Annotated in this window: 20 protein-coding genes and 1 tRNA gene; 15 read left to right on the top strand and 6 right to left on the bottom strand. The window is 56.2% G+C overall.

Annotated features, from left to right (window positions below):
* Positions 1–116: 116 nt before the first annotated feature.
* From HMPREF3107_RS01085 to HMPREF3107_RS01075, 3 genes are all read left to right on the top strand, one after another.
* Positions 117–1436: a DUF445 domain-containing protein gene (locus HMPREF3107_RS01085; protein WP_070452329.1), complete on the top strand. Its 1320-nt coding sequence runs from the start codon at positions 117–119 to the stop codon at positions 1434–1436.
* A gap of 203 nt (positions 1437–1639) precedes the next feature.
* The gene (locus HMPREF3107_RS01080) at positions 1640–2500 is read left to right on the top strand and encodes a phosphoribosylaminoimidazolesuccinocarboxamide synthase (protein WP_070452394.1); all 861 of its coding nucleotides are present in this window, start codon (positions 1640–1642) and stop codon (positions 2498–2500) included.
* 92 nt (positions 2501–2592) lie between these two features.
* Positions 2593–3048, top strand: coding sequence for a WG repeat-containing protein (locus tag HMPREF3107_RS01075; protein WP_070452326.1), 456 nt, complete (start codon positions 2593–2595; stop codon positions 3046–3048).
* A 72-nt stretch (positions 3049–3120) separates the two neighbouring features.
* Here the strand turns inward: HMPREF3107_RS01075 and greB are convergent, their stop codons facing one another.
* Complete coding sequence (greB, locus tag HMPREF3107_RS01070; protein ID WP_070452323.1) at positions 3121–3609, bottom strand: transcription elongation factor GreB; 489 nt, start codon at positions 3607–3609, stop codon at positions 3121–3123.
* A gap of 138 nt (positions 3610–3747) precedes the next feature.
* Between greB and recB the strand changes: the two genes are divergently transcribed.
* The 7 genes from recB (at position 3748) to rnc (ending at position 14348) form a co-directional block, all read left to right on the top strand.
* A complete protein-coding gene (recB, locus tag HMPREF3107_RS01065; RefSeq protein ID WP_070452320.1) occupies positions 3748–7317 on the top strand; it encodes an exodeoxyribonuclease V subunit beta in 3570 nt (1189 codons plus the stop codon).
* A 78-nt stretch (positions 7318–7395) separates the two neighbouring features.
* Positions 7396–7668, top strand: coding sequence for an accessory factor UbiK family protein (locus HMPREF3107_RS01060; protein ID WP_003770747.1), 273 nt, complete (start codon positions 7396–7398; stop codon positions 7666–7668).
* A gap of 100 nt (positions 7669–7768) precedes the next feature.
* Positions 7769–8794, top strand: a complete 1026-nt coding sequence (locus HMPREF3107_RS01055) for an ABC transporter substrate-binding protein (RefSeq protein ID WP_070452317.1) — start codon at positions 7769–7771, stop codon at positions 8792–8794.
* A gap of 210 nt (positions 8795–9004) precedes the next feature.
* Complete coding sequence (locus HMPREF3107_RS01050; protein WP_070452314.1) at positions 9005–9910, top strand: ABC transporter permease; 906 nt, start codon at positions 9005–9007, stop codon at positions 9908–9910.
* Positions 9907–10701: an ABC transporter ATP-binding protein gene (locus tag HMPREF3107_RS01045; protein ID WP_003770738.1), complete on the top strand. Its 795-nt coding sequence runs from the start codon at positions 9907–9909 to the stop codon at positions 10699–10701. Before HMPREF3107_RS01050 ends, HMPREF3107_RS01045 begins: the two co-directional genes overlap by 4 nt.
* 308 nt (positions 10702–11009) lie before the next feature.
* Complete coding sequence (locus HMPREF3107_RS01040) at positions 11010–13427, top strand: TonB-dependent receptor (RefSeq protein ID WP_083284576.1); 2418 nt, start codon at positions 11010–11012, stop codon at positions 13425–13427.
* Between the two features lie 192 nt (positions 13428–13619).
* Positions 13620–14348: a ribonuclease III gene (rnc, locus tag HMPREF3107_RS01035; RefSeq protein WP_049249537.1), complete on the top strand. Its 729-nt coding sequence runs from the start codon at positions 13620–13622 to the stop codon at positions 14346–14348.
* A 142-nt stretch (positions 14349–14490) separates the two neighbouring features.
* Here the strand turns inward: rnc and HMPREF3107_RS01030 are convergent, their stop codons facing one another.
* The 3 genes from HMPREF3107_RS01030 to HMPREF3107_RS01020 all read right to left on the bottom strand — a co-directional run bounded on the left by HMPREF3107_RS01030 (position 14491) and on the right by HMPREF3107_RS01020 (position 16054).
* Positions 14491–15033: a 5' nucleotidase, NT5C type gene (locus HMPREF3107_RS01030; RefSeq protein WP_070452311.1), complete on the bottom strand. Its 543-nt coding sequence runs from the start codon at positions 15031–15033 to the stop codon at positions 14491–14493.
* 87 nt (positions 15034–15120) lie between these two features.
* Positions 15121–15390 (bottom strand): hypothetical protein, encoded by a 270-nt coding sequence (locus HMPREF3107_RS01025; protein ID WP_141742797.1) that lies wholly within the window; start codon positions 15388–15390, stop codon positions 15121–15123.
* A 205-nt stretch (positions 15391–15595) separates the two neighbouring features.
* Entirely contained in the window at positions 15596–16054 is a 459-nt protein-coding gene (locus tag HMPREF3107_RS01020) for a pyruvate kinase (RefSeq protein WP_246828553.1), read from the bottom strand.
* 209 nt (positions 16055–16263) lie between these two features.
* On the opposite strand from HMPREF3107_RS01020, the gene HMPREF3107_RS01015 reads away from it, so the two are divergent.
* Positions 16264–16830: a peptidylprolyl isomerase gene (locus HMPREF3107_RS01015; RefSeq protein WP_070452301.1), complete on the top strand. Its 567-nt coding sequence runs from the start codon at positions 16264–16266 to the stop codon at positions 16828–16830.
* Positions 16831–16946: 116 nt separating this feature from the next.
* Here HMPREF3107_RS01015 and trxA read toward each other — a convergent pair whose 3' ends face one another.
* Positions 16947–17279 carry a thioredoxin TrxA gene (trxA, locus tag HMPREF3107_RS01010; protein ID WP_070452298.1) on the bottom strand — a complete coding sequence of 111 codons (333 nt, stop codon included), beginning with the start codon at positions 17277–17279 and terminating at the stop codon, positions 16947–16949.
* Between the two features lie 126 nt (positions 17280–17405).
* Positions 17406–18455, bottom strand: coding sequence for a sensor histidine kinase (locus tag HMPREF3107_RS01005; RefSeq protein ID WP_070452294.1), 1050 nt, complete (start codon positions 18453–18455; stop codon positions 17406–17408).
* Between the two features lie 40 nt (positions 18456–18495).
* Between HMPREF3107_RS01005 and argH the strand changes: the two genes are divergently transcribed.
* The 4 genes from argH to HMPREF3107_RS00985 form a co-directional block, all read left to right on the top strand.
* Positions 18496–19875 (top strand): argininosuccinate lyase, encoded by a 1380-nt coding sequence (gene argH, locus HMPREF3107_RS01000; RefSeq protein WP_070452291.1) that lies wholly within the window; start codon positions 18496–18498, stop codon positions 19873–19875.
* Between the two features lie 242 nt (positions 19876–20117).
* Positions 20118–20208: transfer RNA gene (locus HMPREF3107_RS00995), tRNA-Ser, on the top strand.
* A 170-nt stretch (positions 20209–20378) separates the two neighbouring features.
* A complete protein-coding gene (locus HMPREF3107_RS00990) occupies positions 20379–21578 on the top strand; it encodes a tyrosine-type recombinase/integrase (protein WP_070452288.1) in 1200 nt (399 codons plus the stop codon).
* A 246-nt stretch (positions 21579–21824) separates the two neighbouring features.
* Positions 21825–22012 (top strand): DUF4760 domain-containing protein (locus HMPREF3107_RS00985; RefSeq protein WP_141742796.1); only part of this gene is annotated, 188 nt, incomplete at its 3' end.

Below are 22012 nucleotides of genomic sequence, written 5' to 3'. Positions count from 1 at the left end.
ACAAAACCCACAGCCGCTGTTTGCCGCCCTGTATAGAAAATGTGGATAAACCCCCTAAGCCTTTCGGGAGACAGGCAAAAAACAAACTGCACAAAAAATAAGCACAAGGAACCGCCATGCAAACCCTTTCCGCCGCCGCACGCACCCAAGCCGCACGGCTGCGCCTGAAAAAAAGCCGCCGTCTCGCCACCGTCCTGCTTCTGGCCGCCGCCGTACTGTTCTGCCTTTCCGCAGCCTTCCTGCACCGTTACCCCCAACTGGCCTACCTCAAAGCCTTCTCGGAAGCCGCCATGATAGGCGGGCTGGCCGACTGGTTTGCCGTTACCGCCCTTTTCAGACGGCCCCTCGGACTGCCCGTCCCCCACACCGCCATCCTGCCGCGCAACCAAAACCGCATTGCCGACGAACTCGGCCGCTTCATCGAATACAACTTCCTGCGCGAACGGCCGGTCGCCCTGCGCGTTTACCGCGCCGCGCCGACGGAAAAACTACTGCGCCGCCTGACCGACCCCGCCGTCCGCCGCATCTGGCTGCCCCCTTTATGCGCCCGCCTGCCCGACCTGCTGCAAACCATGCCGCCCGAACAGGCCGCCCGCTTTGCCGCCAAACTGCTGGCCGAACAATACGACGGCGGCAAAATCGGCGGCACGCTGGCCGACGGCATGGAACTGCTGAAAAACCGCGACATGCACGAAAGCCTGTTCCTCGCCCTGCTCGGCCACACGCGGACATGGCTGCAAAGCGAAAGCACCCGCGTGCTGCTGGAACAAAACCTGCGCGAATGGGCGGCCAAAATCGACAGCGGTTCGCCCGGCAGCTGGGACAAACTCAAAGCCTCCCTCAAATCCGCCCTCGTCGGCCGCGTGGACGACTGGGTGGCGGCCAAAGTGCTGGATTGGGCGGACGGCTGCCTGGCCGATGCCGCCGCACAGCCCGGCCACGCCCTGCGGCAAATGTTCGACCGCCAATACGCCCGAATGATCGGCGAACTGCGCCACTCCGCAAGCTGGCACCGCCGCCTCGAAGCGGGCAAGGCGCAACTCGCCGCCTCCCCCGCCCTGCGGCGCAGCCTCGCGCAACTGTGGCAAAGCCTGACCGAATGGACGCGGCGCGACACGGCGGCGGAAAGCTCACGCATACGCGCACAAATAGAAAAACTGCTCGACCGCATCCCGGCGCAAATCGAACGCAACCCCCGCCTCATGCGCCGCGCCGACATCCGCCTCACCCTGCTTGCCCGCGAACTGCTGGGCAGCAACAAAGGCCGTGCCGCCGCCTTCGTCGCCGAACAGGTCAAACGCTGGAACGGCGAAGAAATCACCGACAAACTGGAACTTGGCCTCGGCCGCGACCTGCAATACATCCGCATCAACGGCACCCTCGTCGGCGGCCTGGCCGGCCTCTTGATTTACAGCCTCTCGCAATGGCTGTTTTAAAAACAAACTTTCGAAGCCGTCTGAAAAACATTCCGCTGCCGCAAGGCTGCACCTTCACCTCCCCAATTGAAGGCCGTCTGAAAAACCGTTGCGGAAAATTCCGGCCGCACACGTTTTTTCAGACGGCCTCCTGCTGCAAAACACGCCGTTTGGAGTACAATGCGCCCCTTTCCACACCCTTTCAACCCACAGGAATCCCGGCCATGACCCACATCAGTTTGAAAAAAATCTATTCCGGCAAAGTACGCGACTTATACGAAATCGACGATAAACGTATGCTGATGGTCGCATCCGACCGCCTCTCCGCCTTCGACGTCATCCTCGACGACCCCATTCCCGGCAAAGGCGAAATCCTCACCGCCATCTCTAATTTTTGGTTCGGTAAACTCGCCCACATCATGCCCAACCACTTCACGGGCGACACTGTTTACGACGTATTGCCGCACGAGCAGGCGCAGGCACTGGAAAAACGCGCCGTCGTCGCCAAAAAACTGACCCCCGTCAAAGTGGAAGCCATCGTGCGCGGCTACCTGGCCGGCAGCGGCTGGAAAGACTACCGGCAAACCGGCGCGGTATGCGGCATCCCGCTTCCTACCGGCCTGCAGGAAGCCCAGCAGCTGCCCGAAGTCATCTTCACCCCGTCCACCAAAGCCGCCGTCGGCGACCACGACGAAAACATCATCTTCGAAGAATGCCGAAACATCATCGGCACAGAACTGGCGGAAGAAGTGCGCGACAAAGCCGTCCGCCTGTACACCGAAGCGGCCGAATACGCCAAATCGCGCGGCATCATCATCTGCGACACCAAATTCGAATTCGGCCTCGACGAAAACGGCACGCTGACCCTGATGGACGAAGTGCTGACCCCCGACTCCAGCCGCTTCTGGCCGGCAGACCAATACCGAGTCGGCACCAACCCGCCTTCGTTCGACAAACAGTTCGTCCGCGACTGGCTGGAGCAAAGCGGCTGGAACAAACAGGCCCCCGCCCCGCGCGTTCCCGCCGACGTCATCGCCAAAACCGTGGAAAAATACCGCGAAGCCCTGATCCTGCTGACCCGCTGAACCTGTTTTTCAGACGGCCTCCCTGCCCGGAGAGGCCGTCTGAAAACATTTTCCCTCCCCGTTTACACCCGAACCGCACAGAAAAAGCCGATATGAACAAGAAAACCGCCGCACTGTTTTCCGCCGCCTTTTTAGCGGCCGCCGCCCTGCCCGCCGCCGCCATCGCCATGCCCTCCATCTGCGTCAAACCCGACCCCGACGTCGCCGCCCGCTTCGACGGGGTCGGCTGCTACGACAACGTCGTGATGCTAATTCAGAAAAACGGTCTTTACGGCTATGCCGAATTGGACGGAAAAATTATTATCCCGCCGCAATATCAGGATGCCGCCGACAAACCGGCGGAAAGGTTTCCGAGAAACCGAGAACTGCTGATACCGGTAAAAAAAGGCAAGCTTTGGGGCTACATCGATTTGTCGGGCAAAACCCGCATCCCGTTCCGCTATCAGGAGGCCGAGCCGTTTATCGATCAATACGGCACGTCCGCCAGAGTGCGGCAAAACGGCCGTGATTTTTCAATCGACCTCAAAGGCCGTGAAGTCAAACAGTAAAACCGACAAGCCGAAACACAAACAGAGCCGGATATTTTCCGGCTCTTTTTGCTTATCCCGTCACGGGTGGACTCAATCGATTCTGACATAGGCCACTTCGAGGATTTCGATGTCCTCGCGTCCCTCCGGCGTGTTCAGCGACACTTCGTCGCCCTCCCGCGCCTTAATCAGGCAGCGCGCCAGCGGGGAAATCCAGGAAATTTTGTTTTGCGCGGTGTCGATTTCGTCTATGCCGACGATTTTTACCGTCTGCTCGCTGCCGTTGCCGCGCAGCAGGGTTACGGTTGCGCCGAAAAAGATTTGGTCGGTGGCCTCGCGTGTTTCCGGATCGACGACCTGTGCCGCCTCCAAACGCTTGGTGAGAAAGCGGATGCGGCGGTCGATTTCGCGCATCCGACGTTTGCCGTAAAGATAATCGCCGTTTTCGCTGCGGTCGCCGTTGGAAGCCGCCCAGTTCACAATCTGCACGATTTCGGGCCGTTCTTTATTGACCAACTGGTACAACTCGTCTTTCAAGCTGCGCCAGCCTGCGGGCGTGATGTAGTTCGGAGTGTCGCTCATAGCAAAGGCCGTCTGAAAAAAAGCGGCATTTTAGCGCGAAAGGCGGCGGAAAAACCACAAGCACAACCCGCCGCCGCAACGTTTCAGACGGCCGCCTTGCGCTATAATGCGCGTTTTCCACACTTCCGACCCGCCGCCATGTCCCGCAGCATCCTCCCGTTCGACCCGCTGACCGTCCTCGTACAAGGCACCGCCTTAATCGAAGCCTCCGCCGGCACCGGCAAAACCTACGGCATCGCCGCCCTCTTCGCCCGCCTGATCCTGCTGGAAAAACTGCCTGTGGACAAAGTGCTGGTGGTTACCTTCACCAAAGCCGCCACCGCCGAACTGAAAACCCGCCTGCGCGGCCGTTTGGACGAAGCTTTCCGACGGATACGCGGCGACAAAATGGACGAAGAAGCCGACGATTTCATGCGCGGCCTGCTCGAACAGGCGGCGCGGCAGGAAACGCCCGAACGGCTGGAACTGCGCCTGAAGGCCGCGCTGTCGCAGTTCGACAACGCCGCCATCTACACCATCCACGGCTTCTGCCAACGCCTGCTGGGCGACTACGCCTTCCTCTGCCAAGTGCCGTTTGAAACCTCCTCTGCCGACGACAACGACAAGCGCGAGTTGAACACCTACGCGCAAGATTTCTGGCGGCAAAACGTGTCGCACGATGCGCAAAACGCCCGCCTCGCCTTTCATGCCGACCTCACGCCCGACCAGGTATTGCAACAGTTTTCCCGCTACCTCGGCCGTCCCGACCTGCTTTTCAGACGGCCTCAAACCGATTTGGCCGCCGAAACGGAGCGGGCGCAGGCGGTTTGGACGGAACTGCAACAACGTTTCCCCGAACTGAAAGACCTGTTCTGGCGGGTGCATCCCATGTTGAACGGCAACAAATTCCGCAAAAACACCTACGAAGCCAAACTGGCCGAACTGAAAAAACTGCTGCAACAAACGGCGATGCCTGCAAAATGGCTGGAAACAAACCTGAGCAACACCAACGGGGAAAGCGTTTTTTCCGCCGACTACCTGACCGCCGCCGTCAAAAAAGGCCAAACCGCCCCCGAAGCCGACCTGGCCGCACTCTCCTTATTCCACAAAGTCCGAACCGCAGCATCCGCCCTGCTCGATGCCGAACAACAGGCACTTATCGCCCTACAGCTCGACTGCCTGCAATACGTCCGCCGCACCGCCGCCGAACAGCGGGCGACGCGGCAGGAACGCAGCCCCGACGACCTGCTGCTCGACGTTTACCACGCCCTCACCGCCGGCGCACACCGAGACAAACTCGCCGAAGCCGTCTCGCAAAACTGGCGCGTCGCCCTGATAGACGAATTCCAAGACACCGACCCGCTGCAATACGAAATCTTCCGCCGCACCTTTGCCGCCCACGGCAACCCGCTCTTCCTCGTCGGCGACCCCAAACAGGCGATTTACGGCTTTCGCGGCGCGGACATCTACGCCTACCTCCAAGCCGCCGCCGACACCCCCATCCACTACACCCTCGCGCACAACTACCGCAGCCACAGCCTGCTCATCGACAACATCGGCCGCCTGTTCCAACAGAAAGAACGCCCCTTCGTCCTCGAACACATCGGCTACCCGGCCGTTACCGCCCCGCGCGGGACAAGCCGCCTCACCCCGCTGCAGGCGGCATTGAAAATCCGCTGGCTGAACGACGGCGGCGAACCCGACCCCAACAAAGAAACCCTCCGCAGCCGCGCAGCCGAATACTGCGCCGACGAAATCGCCGCCCTGATCAACCAAGCGGCGGAAGGCCGTCTGAATTACAAAAACACCCCCGTGGAAGCCGGCCAAATCGCCGTTTTGGTCCACAGCCACAACCAAGGCGCGATGATAAAGCGCACCCTGGCCGCACGCGGCATCCCCAGCGTCTCCATAGAGCGCGAATCCGTATTTGCCGGCGAAGAAGCCAAAGCCCTGGCCGCCCTGCTCGGCTTCTGGCTCGAACCGCGCCGCACCGAACCCCTGCGCTTCATCCTCGCCGGCACCCTGTTCGGCCAAACCGCCGAACAACTCCATGCCCTCAACCGCGACGAAGCCCTGCTGTCCGGATACATCTCCGCCGCCGAAGATTTCCTGCAAATTTGGCAGCGGCAGGGCATCTACGCCGCCCTGACGGCCTTCACCCGCCGCTACGGCCTCGAAGGCCGCCTGCTGGCCGCAGACGGCGGACGCACCCTGACCAACTTCTGGCAGCTGGCCGAACTTTTGGCCGACGAAAACGAAAACAGCCACACCCCCGCCGCGCTGCACCAATGGCTGCTGGCCAAAATCCAAGACCCGCCCCAAAACGAAAACGCCGTCCTACGGCTGGAAAGCGACGAGGCACTGGTCAAAATCGTAACCATCCATGCTTCAAAAGGCCTGCAATATCCCTTCGTCTTCTGCCCGTTCTCCTGGGATACCGCCGAAAAGAAAAACGAAGCATGGCACATCCTCCACCGCGAAAACGGCAGCGAACTGCTTGCCGACAGCCAGCTCGACGAAGCCGACCGCGAACAGCTCGACGACGAAGACCTGGGCGAACGCCTGCGCCTGCTCTACGTCGCCCTCACCCGCGCCGAAGAACAACTCGTCATCTATGCCGCCCGCTGCAGCAGCACCCCGCGCAACACCTTTGCCTACCTGCTCGAAGGCCTGCCTTCAGACGGCCGTCTGAAAACCCGCCAAGCCTACGAAGCCGAGAAAGAAAACCAAACCGAGATGCTGCGCCGCAACTGGCTGCGCTGGATAAACGCCGCCCCCGAAAGCATCGAATGGCAGGAAGGCGCACCCCTTTCGGCAGCCGTGCAAACACGCCGCCGCAGCGGCACCGAATACCGTGCCGCCGTTTACCTGCCCCGCCGTTTCAGCTTCATCCGCCACACCAGCTTCACCGGCCTCACCCGCCACCTCGGCCACGGTACGGCCCGGCCTGATGACGACGACGGGTTGCAACCCGCGCTCGACCCGGCCGAACTGTCCGCCGGCAGCCTTCTGCCGCCTCCCGACACGGACAACGCCCCGCGCGACATCTTCCACTTTCCCCGCGGCGCGGCCGCCGGCATCTGCCTGCACGAAATCCTCGAAAAACACGACTTCGCCCGCCACGCCGGACAACAGCGCGAAAACATCGCCGCCATATTGGAAAAACACGGCATCGAAACCGAATGGCTGGATGCCGTCTGCCTCATGGCCGACCAAACAGCCGCCGCACCGCTGCACGGCGGCACCACCCTCTCGTCCCTCCCCGCCGCCCGCCGCAAAGCGGAAATGGGCTTCGTCATGCACTTCGACCGTTTGGAATTAGGCCGTCTGAAAAACCATCTGGCCGCCGCAGGCCTGCCCGAAGCCTGCACCGCCGCCGCAGAACGGCTGGACTTCCCCACCCTGCAAGGCTTCCTCAACGGCTTCATCGACCTGACCTGCCTGCTGCCCGACGGCACGGCCTGCATCATCGACTACAAATCCAACCACCTGGGCATGGACAACGGCAGCTACACCCAATCCGCCCTCGACCAAACCGTCGCCGACCACCACTATTACCTCCAAGCCTGGATATACGCCCTTGCCGCCGCCCGCCACCTCAAACAGCGCGGACAGATGCCCCGCACCGTCCGCATCCGCTACCTCTTCCTGCGCGGACTCGATTCCGGCGGCAGCAACGGCATCTGGTCGTGGGACATCCCCACCGCCTCACTGGCCGAATGGCTGTAGCGCAAACTTTTCAGACGGCCTGTTTGCCTATACAATGCCGCGTCATCCGCCCTGTTCAGTTTAAAGAAGGAAACAGCCATGTTCGGTTCGAAAATCTTAGAAGAAGTATCCGCCAAAATCGGCGAAACCATCGCCAACAGCCCGGCCAAAGATATGGAAAAAAACGTCAAAGCCATGCTCGGCAGCGCATTTAACAAAATGGATCTGGTCACCCGCGAAGAATTCGACATCCAGCAGCAAGTCCTCATCAAAACCCGTACCAAACTGGCCGAACTCGAAGCACGTCTAGCCAAACTGGAAAACCCGCAGGAAACATCCGGCGGCAGCGAAAACGGCACAGAGGCCGTCTGAAAAGACACATCCGGCAAACGGCAGGCAAAACGCCTGCCGTCATTACAAAAACATACAAAACCCGCTATAATTTAACCCTTTCAGCGAAAGAAAACCGACCATGACCCCGCGCACCGCATACACCAGCTCCATATTCGGCATCATTGCCGCCGCCATCCTCGCCGCCTGCACGCCGGCCGACAAACAGGCCGACAACGGCCAAACCGCCCCCGCCCCGGCAGCCTCGGCGGCGGAACAGAAAAAAATCGCCATCACCGCCATCGCCGACCACCCCGCGCTCGACACCATCCGCGCAGGCGTTCTGGACGGCCTGAAAGCCGAAGGCTTTGAAGAAGGCAAAAACCTCACCGTAGACTTCCAAAGCGCGCAAGGCAGCACCGCCAACGCCGCCCAAATCGCGAAAAAATTCGCCGGTGCCAACCCTGACGCCATCATCGCCATCACCACCCCGAGCGCGCAGGCAGTCGCCGCCGCCACTAAAAACATCCCCCTCATCTACACCGCCGTAACCGACCCCGTCGGCGCCAAACTCGTGCCCTCGCTCGAACCCTCGCACACCAACATCACCGGCGTATCCGACGAACTGCCCGTCGGCCCGCAAATCGACCTGATGAAAAAACTGGTGCCCAACCTGAAAACCATCGGCTACGTTTACAGCCCCGGCGAAGTCAATTCCACCACCGTGCTCGAACGCCTGAAAGCCAAAGCCGCCGAACAAAACATCGAAGTAGCCGCCGCGCCCGCACAGCGTTCGGCCGACGTATTGACCGCCGCACGCAGCTTGGGCGGCAAAGCCGACGTGATTTTCACCTCGCTCGACAACAACGTCGTTTCCTCTTACGAATCCATGTATAAAGCCTCGATGGAACTGAAAATCCCCCTGGTCGCCTCCGATGCCGACTCGGTAACGCGCGGCGCGGTTGCGGCCTTGGGCATGGATTCCTTCGGCACGGGCCAAAAAGCAGGCAAGCTCGCCGCAGCCGTTTTGAAAGGCGGCAAACCGGGCGACATGCCGTCTGAAAAACTCGACCAGCTCGACCTCTACCTCAGCAAAAAACACGCCGCCGCGCTGGGCATTACCCTGCCGGAAGAACTGCTGAAAGAAGCCAAAGAAGTTAAAGAATAAACCCTCCTGCAAAATATCCGGCCACACCGTTTTCAGACGGCCTCCCGAAAAAAGGCCGTCTGAAAACGTAAGTGGCCGAATCCGCATAACGGGTAAAACTTAAATCGTGGCGGAGCGGCACAACGCATCCCGTCCCCAATCCAGCCACTGCCAACAGCCGTTCCGCCATACCGGCCACATCGGAAACAACCAGAAAGAAACACCGCAGCAATGACCTTGATCGCCTTTTTCGGCGGCATCGAAACCGGCCTGATTTACGCATTAGTCGCCTTGGGCGTTTTGATTTCCTTCCGCATCCTCGACTTCCCCGACCTGACCGCCGACGGCAGCTTCCCGCTCGGCGCAGTCGTTTTCGCCGTCTCCGTCGGAGCAGGCGTAAATCCCTGGCTGGCCTGCCTGCTTGGCGCATTGGCCGGAGCGGCCGCCGGCACCGTTACCGCCTGGCTGCACGTCTCACTGAACATCCTGCCCCTTTTGGCCAGCATCCTGGTCATGGTCGCCCTCTATTCGCTCAACCTGCGCATTACCGGCGGCACGCCCAACCTGCCCCTTATCGACACGCCCAGCGTCTTCTCCCCCTTTACCGCACCCGATTTTTCCAACCAATTCTGGGTACAGCCGCTCATCATCCTGTTTTTCGTCATCGCCGCAAAACTCCTGCTCGACTGGTTCTTCAACACCAAAACCGGCCTGGCCGTACGCGCCACCGGCATTAACGCCCGCATGGCGCGCGCCCAGGGCGTGCCCACCTCTAAAATGATCGTCCTCGGCATGGCCCTCTCCAACGCCCTCATCGCCCTGGGCGGCACACTGTTCGCCCAAACCAGCGGCAGCGCCGACATGAGCAGCGGCATCGGCACCATCGTCATCGGCCTGGCCGCCGTCATCATCGGCGAAAACCTGCTGCCGGCAAAACGCATCTTCCTCATCACCCTGTCCGCCGTCCTCGGCTCCATCGTCTATCGCCTGATGATTGCCTTCGCACTCGGCAACGAACAACTGCAAAGCATAGGCGTGCGCCCCACCGACCTGAACCTGATTACCGCCGTACTGGTCGTATTCGCCCTGCAACTGCCGGCCGTCAAACGCCGTCTGAAAAGGAAACCGACACCATGATGCGCGCCGACAACCTGAAAGTAACCTTCAACCCCGGCACAGCCATCGAAAACCCCGCCATGCGCGGCATGAGCCTGCACATCAGAGACGGCGAATTCGTTACCGTCATCGGCAGCAACGGCGCGGGCAAATCCACCTTCCTCAACGCCGTCAGCGGCGACCTGATGGTGGACAGCGGCAGCATACACATCGACGGCCGCGACGTTACCCGCCTGCCCGCCCACAAACGCGCCCACCTCGTCGCCCGCGTCTTCCAAGACCCGCTGGCCGGCACCTGCGAAGCACTCAGCATCGAAGAAAACATGGCACTGGCCTACTCCCGCGGCCGCAAACGCGGGCTGGGTTTCGCCCTGAACCGCCAAAACCGCGAACTCTTCCGCGAAAAACTCGCCCTGCTCAAACTCGGCCTCGAAAACCGCCTCACAGACCGCATCGGCCTGCTCTCCGGCGGCCAACGCCAAGCCGTCAGCCTGCTGATGGCCAGCCTGCAACCCAGCAAAATCCTGCTGCTGGACGAACACACCGCCGCCCTCGACCCCAAAACCGCGGCCTTCGTGATGGAACTGACGGAACAAATCGTCGCCGACAACAAACTGACCGCCATGATGGTTACCCACTCCATGCGTCAGGCGCTCGACCACGGCAGCCGCACCGTCATGCTGCACCAAGGCCGCGTCGTCCTGGATGTCGGCGGGGAAAAACGCGCGGGCATGGACGTTCCCGACCTGCTCGACCTGTTCGAACGGACGCGTGGCGAACAAATATCCGACGACTCTTTATTACTAGATTAACGATAAGGATAAAGTGCCTAGCCATTTATCGGAAATGTGTGCGCCTGTCATGTCAAACGGCAAACCACTTCCCGTAAGTACACGCCATTAAAAATTTATTTACTCGGTAATTCATATAATTAGATAAACATTCTCTGTAAAGTTATTTGCCGAATCAACGATAGAGGCCGTCTGAAGCATCCAACCATGCTTTCAGACGGCCTCTCTTTTCATCTGCAGAGAAATATTTTTTACTTCCCTATTAACATTTTTTTTCGCTAAATGATATAATATAACCGTTATTGATAGATTATAGCATTAGAAAAAGTATGAACCCTTCAAATAAAATCAAATTATCCGTACTTCTCACCATTACCGCCTTTCCTGCGCTCTCATATGCCGAAGATGTGCAAACCGGGGAACTTCCCGAAGTAACCGTATCCGGCAAACGGCCGGCGCAAAGCGGCAGCCGCTTGGACAGCGGAAGTAAAGATTCGCTGGACATTTTGGACGGACAAAAATTGAAATCCGCCCGCAGCACCTCATTGGGGCAGACAGTAGAAAGAATCAGCGGCGTACAAAACAGCAGCTTCGGTCCGGGCAACGGCACACCGCAAATCCGCAGCCTTGGCGGTACACGGGTGAAACTGATGGAAAACGGCTTGGGCATTTCGGATACGGCAGCCTTCGGCGGCAACCTACCTACCGCCGTCCATCCCTTTATGGCCGATAAAATCACCGTACATAAATCATCCACCGCCGTACTTTACGGCGGCAACGCCATCGGCGGCGCGGTAAACGTAGAAACCGGACAAATCCCGGACGAACTGCCTGAAAAAAACTGGACAGGCAAAGCCGAAGTAAGCGGCGGTTACAACACACCCCACACCGAGCTGCTGTCCCTAGACGGCAAAATCGGCAAAATAGCCTGGCATGTAGACGGCATCAACAGCAAAATTTCCCACTATCGCATACCCGGCAACAGCAAAGCCGATGCCTGCTACAATTCCGTCGGCGAAAGGCACTACTTCCCTCTTGGGAAAACCTGCCAATTCGACGTACGGTACGACTTTTTTTTCAACAAAGGCTACTACCGTTATGTCATGCAGACTTACCTCGACCGCGGCGAAGCATGGCGCGATATGATGGGGCTGGATTACGCCGACATTTACAGGACAGAACGGCCTCAGTGGGGAAATTGGGCGGAAAACCCGCTGTATGATCCGAGCATCACCAGCGGTAGGGGTCAAACCGTCAAAAGCATCACCCACATCACACCCAACGAACACGGCAAACTGACCAACAGCCACCAACATACCCGTAACTTTTCCGTCGGCGCCAGCTATATCGGCAGCCAAGGTTATGCGGGCATCGGCGTCAGCCGTTACCTGACAGACTACGGCATGCCCGGCTATTCCTTCCTCCGCACCCGCACTCATCTGGACGGCGCATTGCCGACCAACATCTCTGCCGACCAAACCCGCTGGACGGCCGAGGCCCAATACCGACCGAACAACAACTGGCTGGATAACGTCAAAACACAACTGGCTTACACCGATGCCGAGAACCGCGAACTGCTTGCCGACCACTTCGTCAGCAGCATCGACAGCCGCAGTACGCAGTTGCGCGTCGAACTCAACCATAAAATCGGCAGCCTGGTACGGGGCAGTGCCGGACTGGATTGGAAAAAACGCCGTACCGGCGGCGAAGGAATCGACCGCCTCATGCCTGACACTCGATCACAATCGTACGGCATCTTCGCCTTGGAAAAATTCAACTACCGCAACTGGGAAGCCGAAATCGGCAGCCGGATAGGCCGTGTCAGCCATACCCCAAACTTCAACGGCTTTAAACCGATGCGTAACTACGGCGGTTCGCTTGAGAACAAACAATACCGCTACAGCCTCAACAGCAATCAGGCCGCATTGTCTTGGAAACCCTTTGATGCCTGGCGCATCGGCATCCGCCACAGCCGCTCGCAGCGCGCACCCGAAATCAACGAGCTGTTTGCCGCCAACCGCCACTTTGCAGTCTTTGCCAACGAAAGCGGCAATACCGACCTGAAAAAAGAAACCGCGAAAACCTGGGAGCTGTCCAATGAATTCAAATGGAAAAACAGCACCCTGAAAGCCGCCTACTACCACACCGCCTTCGACAACTACATTTACCTCAACGACAGCGGCGCAGAAGTAGAATGGATGCCGCTGCGCTACTGGCAGCAGGGAGACACCAAAATCCGAGGCTTCGAACTGGAATTCACCCACCTCTTCGACCTCAACCGCGCGGGTAATTTGGAAGCACGCCTCTTTGCCGACCTGGTCAAAAACTACCCTGCTGAAAATCACAGCTCTTGCAGCACGGAAGACTCGAGAAACCGCGAAAAATGGCTGAAATGCGTCCGCTCCCACAACCAAGGCAAATACATGCCCGCGATGCCTACCTCTCGCTACGGCATCGGCCTGGAATGGAGCAAAGGCAACTGGCTGCTCGGCAGCAGCCTGACGCGCTACACCGCACAAAAACGTCGCGGCCGCGCCATATATGAAGAGCCCAACCTCGGCGGCTACAACATATGGGACGCCTACCTCTCCTACACCCGCAAACTGCCGAAAGAGCTCACACTTGAATGGTTTGCCGATGCACGCAACTTAGGCAACATCGAAGCACGGCCGCACAACTCCACCCTCAAATATCTTGCCCCGCTTCCCGGACGCTCCCTGCGCACCGGACTGCGACTGAATTTCTAAACCACAGCCGCACAAAAGGCCGTCTGAAAACCGATTAAGGCTTTTCAGACGGCCTCTCTTTGGCACATCCACATACAAATCCGTTACAATACCGCCTTTTCAGACGGCCTCTGATGCCGCAAACCGTCCCAATCCTTTTCCGTATTCCCCTCGAGTATGGAAAAGCATTCGGGCCTCCTAACGGATACCGAAATGAACCCAAAACTGCATACCGCCGCATTGCAGCACATCCAACAAAAACTGCAATACCGATTCAAACAGCCCGAACTGCTGACCCGTGCCCTCACGCACCGCAGCTACTCCTCCCGCCATAACGAACGCTTCGAATTTGTCGGCGACGCCATCTTGAACTACACCATAGCCAAAATGCTCTACGACACCTTCCCCGACCTGCCCGAAGGCCGCCTGTCCCGCCTGCGCGCCAACCTCGTCAATCAAGACACACTGGCCGAAATCGCAACGGAACTCAAAGTCGGCGATGCCCTGCTGTTGGGCAACGGCGAACTAAAAAGCGGAGGTTTCAGACGGCCTTCCATCCTCTCCGACGCCATGGAAGCCATGTTTGCCGCCGTCAGCTTCGACACGGATTTCAACGCTGCCGAACAAGTCGTCCGCCACCTGTTTGCCCGCCGGGTCGGCAGCATCAGCTTCGATAACGAAGGCAAAGATGCCAAAACCATGTTGCAGGAAGCACTGCAGGCACGTCGCCTCGCCCTGCCCAAATACCGCATCGAACACCAAGAAGGCGAAGGCTATACCGCCCGCTTCACCGTTTCCTGCGACTTGGGCGAACTCGGCTTCATCACCACCGCAGAAGCGCACAGCCGCCGTGCCGCCGAACAGCAAACTGCAAAAACGGCGTTCGAATGGCTGGAACAACACCACCCGCCCGCCAAATTGAAACGCAGGAAAAACAAATAGGCAGAATGCAGCAAGAGGCCGTCTGAAACCATTTCAGACGGCCTCTCGGCATATGGGTAATCTTTCAATCGAAACAAAATCTATCAAATACCAACCCAACCCCGGCGAATCCGCCATATCGGCCATCCGCACAAAATCAGCATCAACCGGCCAGCAAATCCGCCCAAGTGTCCGGCTGTGCCCATACGATGCGGGGCACATCAAGATGACGGTTGTGCGGCGCATCGTAGAGACGGTGCTGCCATAGGGGCGGCAATGTGCCCTCGATATTGGGTTTGTCGTCGATAAGGATGTCGCCGCGCACCCAGGTTTTGTCTTTGGCAATGATGACGCGCCGTGTCCATTCCGTGCCCAAATGCTGCTCCACCCAAGCAATTTTTTCGCCGGCACAATAACGGTATTGGTTTACCGGCGCGGTACAGATGCGCACGTCGTGGCCGGCAGCCAAGAGCGCGCGGGCGGCTTCCACCGCGCCTGAGACGGGCGGCAGGCTCTCGAAAAAACCGACTGTGCCGTAAAATTCGGCCGCATATGCTTGCAGGTGTTCGGGCAGGCGATCGCGGATATAAAAGAGATGTTCTTTGCCTTCTATCGGCGCGTCTTCGCCAAAGCGGTTGCGCCAATGCCGGCGGAAACCGCTTTCAAAATCGGCAAGTACGTTGTCTTGATCAAGCAGGATAAGCATATTGTGGCTTTCAGGTGTGTGTCGGACAGCGGCAGGCCGCATGAAACGGCCATACCCGGAAATTGGGCATTATAAGTTGGTTGGCCGTCATTTGTCTGACGGATGACTGCGGGGCGGATGCGGGCTTTCCTTTCCAATCTCCATCCGCCCATCCTCTGCCGGTTCGAGCAGAAAGGCCGAGATTTTTCTGTATTCGTCGGCAGAACAGTTGATTTTGAACAATATTTTTCCGTTTGAACGGTAGCGAGCGACAAGCTGCTGTCCGGTATGGTTCAATATGATGTCATGATGCGGCATCAGGGCTTTGCCTGCGTATCGGCCGCAAGTAATGATGTAATCCAACCTCTCCGGCGTCATGTGTATGCTGTCGCATGGCCGATTATTATCTGCCGCTATCCGGAGTTGCAGCAAACCGCCATACTCCGCCGTGTGTCGGATTTCGGCAATTTTAGGTTCTGATGTGGAAAAAAGTGCTGCAATGAAAGTGCTCAGTATGCCCATAACAATCCCGCTCCAACGGCAATTCGGTTCCCCACCCTACAGGCTGCGACATCAAGACCGGTCAGACTTCGATCGGGATTCCGCGTTTTTTCAACGATTCGTTCACGCGCGCGTGCCAGTTTCGGATAATCTTTGTGGTCTCCGCCTGTTGGTTTGCACAGCGGTTTAACGTACCCATCCGTTGCGGCAGGGTTTCGCCGTTGATCGCCCAGTCCAATACGCGGACAGGGCGGCGGTTTTCCATCCATTGCGTGCGCGGGTCGGCATCGCTTTCACGCGGGACGAAATAGGCATCTCCGATTACTTGAACCAAAGCCACTAGTTTGCCTCCGCGCTTGATGGCGACGATGTCGTTCACCGCCATCTCATTGACAAATGTGTTAATCGTATCGCGCCCACCTTCCCATTCGCCCATGCCGATAAAGCTCCGGTGCTCCAAAATCCAATCGATATGGCAGCCGAAATCCGCCGGTTCGGCTGTCGGATGCATCTGCATGTGCCAGTAATTCTTCACCGCCACGGTTTGTTTCCTTGTTTATGGATAAGGGTTTGCAGTATAGCCGACTTTCAGGCTGCTTTCGGACTTTTGCTGCACGTTGGCTTTTTTGAAACCCGGCTTTTTGCCGTTTCCCTATTTTCAGACGGCCTCAAACAGGTTTTAACCGCCGTTTACCCTTCCTCACAAAAAAATCGCGCATGATTGCACCTTTTTCACACGGGAGTCATTTTATGAATAAAACCGCCAAACTGCTGCTGGCCGCCGCTTTTGCCGTTTCCGGCCTGACCGCCCAAGCCGAAACCTTGGCCGAGATAGACACCAACTACGGCACCATCAAACTCAGCCTGGATGAACAGCGCGCGCCGAAAACAGTGGCCAACTTTGTCCGCTATGCAGAAAAAGGCTTTTATAACAATACCGTCTTCCACCGCGTGATAGACGGTTTCATGATTCAGGGCGGCGGCTTTACGGCCGACCTGGCACAAAAAAGCACCGATAAAGCCATCAGCAACGAAGCGGGGAACGGCCTGAAAAACACGGCAGGCACCATCGCCATGGCGCGCACCGGCAACCCGCATTCCGCCACCAGCCAATTCTTTATCAACTTGGCCGACAACGGATTTTTAAACCATAAAGACCAATCGCCCCAAGGCTACGGCTATGCCGTATTCGGAAAAGTCATCGGCGGTATGGACGTCGTGCGCAATATCGGCAAAGTTTCCACTACCGATCAGGCCATTCATCAAAATGTCCCGGTCAAACCCGTCATCATCCGCCGTGTCAATATTTTGAAATAGGCCGTCTGAAAAACATGGCGGTACTTCCAACCGGTTTGCCGCCGTCAATACGGCGCACAACGAAAAACGGTATGCCGTTCGGCATACCGTTTTGTTTCAAATGAATAACAATCCGCTTAGGCGATGGAGGCATTAACAAAAGCGCTCAATTGGCCTTTGGCCAGCGCGCCCACTTTGGTTGCCACGTTTTGGCCGTTTTTGAACACCATCAAAGTCGGAATACCGCGAACGCCGAATTTGGCGGGGGTTTGCTCATTTTCGTCAATATTGATTTTAACCACTTTCAGACGGCCTTCAAATTCGGCAGCCACTTCGTCCAAAATCGGTGCAATCATTTTGCACGGTCCGCACCAAGGTGCCCAAAAGTCCAGCAATACGGGAACGTCAGACTGTAAAACATCGCGTTCGAAATCGGCATCACTGGTATGCACAATCAATTCGCTGCTCATGATTTATCCTTTTCTTTTCAGTTGTGAATGATACGGCGCACAGAATATGGGGAAAGACCGCCGATTTCAAGCCCCGGGATTAAACAATAGTTTTCGCGTATGGCAGCCATACGCTTTATCAACGGCTTAATCGCCGCCGAACAAGGTTTGGTATTCCGTTTCTTTTTCCTTGCTGCGGTAAGGCAACCGGATATCGACGCGGTAAATGCCCAATTCGTCCAATGCTTCCAATTTCAGCTGGGCATCATTGTCATACATAATGTCCAAACGTTCTTTCAGATTCTTTAAGGCCATAGAATTACTGCGGTGGACTTTTTGAGTATTCTCCATATTTTCATGCGGTGTAAAGGGGTTTTCAATGCGGATATACAGCCAATGCCCCTGCAAAGCGGTTTGAACCACAATATTGCCCGGCCTGTGGGTGGTTTCCACGCCGTGGAAAACCGCATTTTCCAGCAACGGCTGCAACAGCAGCTGCGGTGTTTCCGCATCATCCGGTGCATCGTGATGCCACTCCACCTGAACCCTGCGGTGCCCCATGCGGATTTGCTCAATGGCGATATATTCCTGCGCCCATTCGATTTCCTGCCCCAACGTGCTGTACTGGCCACCGTCACGCAACTGGGCGCGGAACAGGTTGGCCAAGTTTTCCAGCAGGGTTTCGGCATCATAAGGCCGCAAACGTATCAGGCTGATGGCGGCATTGAGGCTGTTAAACAAAAAATGCGGCCGGATACGCGCCGTTAAAGCCGTTAATCGGGCTTCCGATACCGCGGGAGACAACGCGCGCAAACGGTTGGCCTCGACATACATCATGAAGAGCAACCCCGTTCCATACAGCACCAAATGCCTGACAAACTCACCCCGCGTACCCAGGAATATGTAATCGACAATGAAAAACTGAGCCATGCAGGCAATGATTTTAATCAACACACCATGACTGTACCTGACTAAAAAACGGTTTGTAAAATAGCCGACCAATCCGTTTATCAGAATAACCGGGGCAATCCATTCAAGCTCCTTCAAAACTTTATTGAAATACGAACCGCCGTCGCCGGACACCAAAGGCAGCATCAATGCTGCAATGATACCGAATGCGACTATCCTGATCGTCGTACCCAAATTGCGCATATCGGGAACTGCAAACCAGCTGCCCATTTGACGTATAATGCCCATTTCTTTATTATCATTAACCAACGTAAACTGCGGATTATATATGAATAGCAACAAAACATGGTCGGGAAGATTCAACGAGCCGGTATCCGAACTGGTAAAAAAATACACCGGCTCCATCGAATTCGACAAACGTTTGGCACAATGGGACATCCAAGGCTCACTCGCTCATGCCGAGATGTTGTGCCAATCCGGCGTGTTACCCGCATCAGACTTGGATGCCATCCGACAAGGTATGGCCGAGATTTTGGCAGAAATCGAAGCTGGCAAAGTCGAATGGTCGCTGGATTTGGAAGACGTCCACATGAACATCGAACGCCGCCTGACCGAAAAAATCGGCGATGCCGGCAAACGCCTGCATACCGGCCGCAGCCGCAACGACCAAGTCGCCACCGACATCCGCCTGTGGCTGCGCGACCAGATTACCGTTATTCAAGACCTGATTTGGAGCCTTCAGACGGCCTTGGTCGATTTGGCGGAACAAAACGCCGAAACCGTCATGCCCGGTTTCACCCATCTGCAAGTCGCCCAGCCCGTCAGTTTCGGACACCACATGCTCGCCTACGTCGAAATGCTCGGACGCGATTTCGAGCGCATGACCGACTGTCGCAAACGCGTCAACCGTATGCCGCTAGGTGCTGCCGCCCTTGCCGGTACGACCTATCCGATTCAGCGCGAAATCACCGCCGAATTGCTGGGTTTCGAACAAATCTGCCAAAATTCGCTCGATGCCGTATCCGACCGCGATTTTGCCGTCGAGTTCACCGCCGCCGCCTCGCTGGTTATGGTTCACCTGAGCCGCCTGTCTGAAGAATTGATTTTGTGGATGAGTCCGCGTTTCGGCTTTATCGACATCGCCGACCGTTTCTGCACAGGTTCGTCCATCATGCCGCAAAAGAAAAATCCCGATGTGCCCGAACTCGTGCGCGGCAAATCCGGCCGTGTCATCGGACACCTTATCGGCTTGATTACCCTGATGAAATCTCAGCCCTTGGCGTACAACAAAGACAATCAGGAAGACAAAGAACCGCTGTTTGACACCGCCGACACACTCATCGACACGCTGCGGATTTACGCCGACATGATGCGCGGCGTAACGGTCAAACCCGACAATATGCGCGCCGCCGTGATGCAGGGCTTCGCCACCGCCACCGATTTGGCGGATTACTTGGTGAAAAAAGGCATGCCTTTCCGCGACAGCCACGAAGTCGTTGCCCAAGCCGTGCGCCATGCCGACCAAGCGGCCGTCGATTTGAGCGAACTGCCGCTCGAAGTCCTGCAAGGCTTCAGCAAGCTGATTTCAGACGACGTGTACGGCGTACTGACACCCGAAGGCAGCTTGAACGCGCGTAACCACTTGGGCGGAACCGCACCGGAGCAAGTGCGCTTCCAAGTAAAACGCTGGCGGGAATTGTTGGCTTGATTCAAGTAATGGAAGAGGCCGTCTGAAAACTTTTTTCAGACGGCCTTTTATATTTCCTGAAGGATTTAGACAGGCAATATCGGGAAAATCCTGATGATTTATGTGAAAAAGACAGAGGCATCATTTGAACTGATTTTCAGACGGCCTGAATATTTTCATATTTAGATACTCCCTGTTTAAATCCGTCTGAAAAAAATATTGCCTTCAACAATAAATTTCCCTATAATGCGCCTCTTATTTCAGGAAAGGTGGATGAGTGGTTGAAGTCGCACGCCTGGAAAGCGTGTATACGTGAATAGCGTATCGAGGGTTCGAATCCCTTCCTTTCCGCCAAATAACAAATACACCGTACATCACGGTGTATTTTTTTATCTTTTTCATTCAGAAAATTCAGTAGATTAGTGTATTTTCACGTCTAATCCTGTATCACTACATCTCTTTGTGTTGCATCTTTTTTATGGTAATGTGTATGGTAACTATCCGATAAGCTGGAAATTACCATAATGGCAAAAATCATCACACCACTGACAGCAAACCAGGTAAAAAACGCCAAACCCAAAGACAAACTGTACAAACTGTCGGACGGCGGCGGGCTGGCCTTATGGGTTTATCCTACCGGCGGCCGTAGTTGGAAATTGTCGTTTGTACAGGATGGCAAACAACAGACAATCTCGCTGGGGCGGTATCCTGATTTTTCGCTGGCAGAAGCACGAGAATGGCGGGAAGAGATACGCAGGAAACGGGCGCACGGAGAGAACGTCATTACTCCGAAAGCTCGGGCTGATTTTGCTTTCGAGAAGGTGGCGCGGGATTGGTTTTCGCGATGGTCGAAAGCGCGTGCGGCCAAATACGCGGAGCAGGTCATACGAAATTTTGAACGATGGGTTTTCCCTAAACTGGGTGGGGCAGATATTCGGCAAATTAAAACATCCGATATAGTGGAATGCCTGCGCCTAATGGAAGCACACGGCATCGCCGATACGCTGCGGAAAACGAAAAATAACCTGAATATGGTGTTTGCGTTTGCAGTCGGATCGGGCATGATGGAAGTAAATCCCGCCTCCCAAATCGGTACCGGCATATTTGAACGGGCGCAAACAAAGAACATGGCGGCATTGAAGCCGTCCCAATTGCCCCGCCTGATTGATTTTCTGGAGCAACGCAATGAGTTTGCACACTATGGGGGCCGCCTGAAAATCCATCCTGTAACACGGCTCTGTATCTACTGGCTGCTATTAACCATGACGCGGATACAGGAAACGGCATTGATGGAATGGGAAGAATTGGATCCCGATGCGTGGCACATTCCCGCCGAACGAAAAAAAGAGAGGCGGGCGCATGATGTGCCGTTATCTTCAGCGATGCGTTGGGTATTGGAACAGGCGCGGGAACTGAATGTGAATGGTCGATATGTGTTTGAAAGCGTAAACTTTTCAAGCCACATCAACAAAGAAAGCCCGCGTGTCGCCATGCAGCGGGCGGGCTTAGAGACGACGGCTCATGGCCTGCGTTCGCTGGCTAGGACCTATCTGCGGGAAGTTCTGAAGGTCGATAATGACGTTGCGGAAAAACTGCTTGCCCACTCTCTGGGAACAAAAACACAAACAGCCTACAACCGTTCGGAACTTTGGGACGAACGGAAGGATACGCTGGAACGCTGGGGGAATGAGGTTTTAGCATTGGTCAATAAAAGGTGCAGTTGAACTCCTTATAAGGGTAATCCCCCTCCAACTAACCCGCGTCTGCACCTTTACACAGGTAATTATTGAAAATAGTTTAGCGATGCCGTATATTACTAATCCAAACAGGGATTAGTAAAAATTACAAAACATCTCACAGGTATATTGTTGGTGAAAGCAGCAACTTATATTTTTAAATTTAGAATAAGGAGCTTACCATGAAAAATATTTATCCATACACCTTTACCCTCCTTGACGGATGGGATGGTAATGACTGATAGTTTAATACACATAGGAACGCCGATATTAACCGCTATCGGCGTTTTTGTTGCATCTTACGGCATTATGCGCAACACGGAAAATGCCAAAAAACGAGCGACTATCGACATGATAATGGCCGAACGCAACAACGAAGAATTACAAGCAGAGACCTTTGCAAAATTCCCCAAAATCCCCTA

Origin of the sequence: Neisseria sp. HMSC31F04 (assembly GCF_001807735.1) — a bacterium.
Taxonomy (GTDB): domain Bacteria; phylum Pseudomonadota; class Gammaproteobacteria; order Burkholderiales; family Neisseriaceae; genus Neisseria; species Neisseria elongata.
Note: the sequence above shows the minus strand (reverse complement) of the source record. Positions and strands in the feature narration are given on the sequence as shown.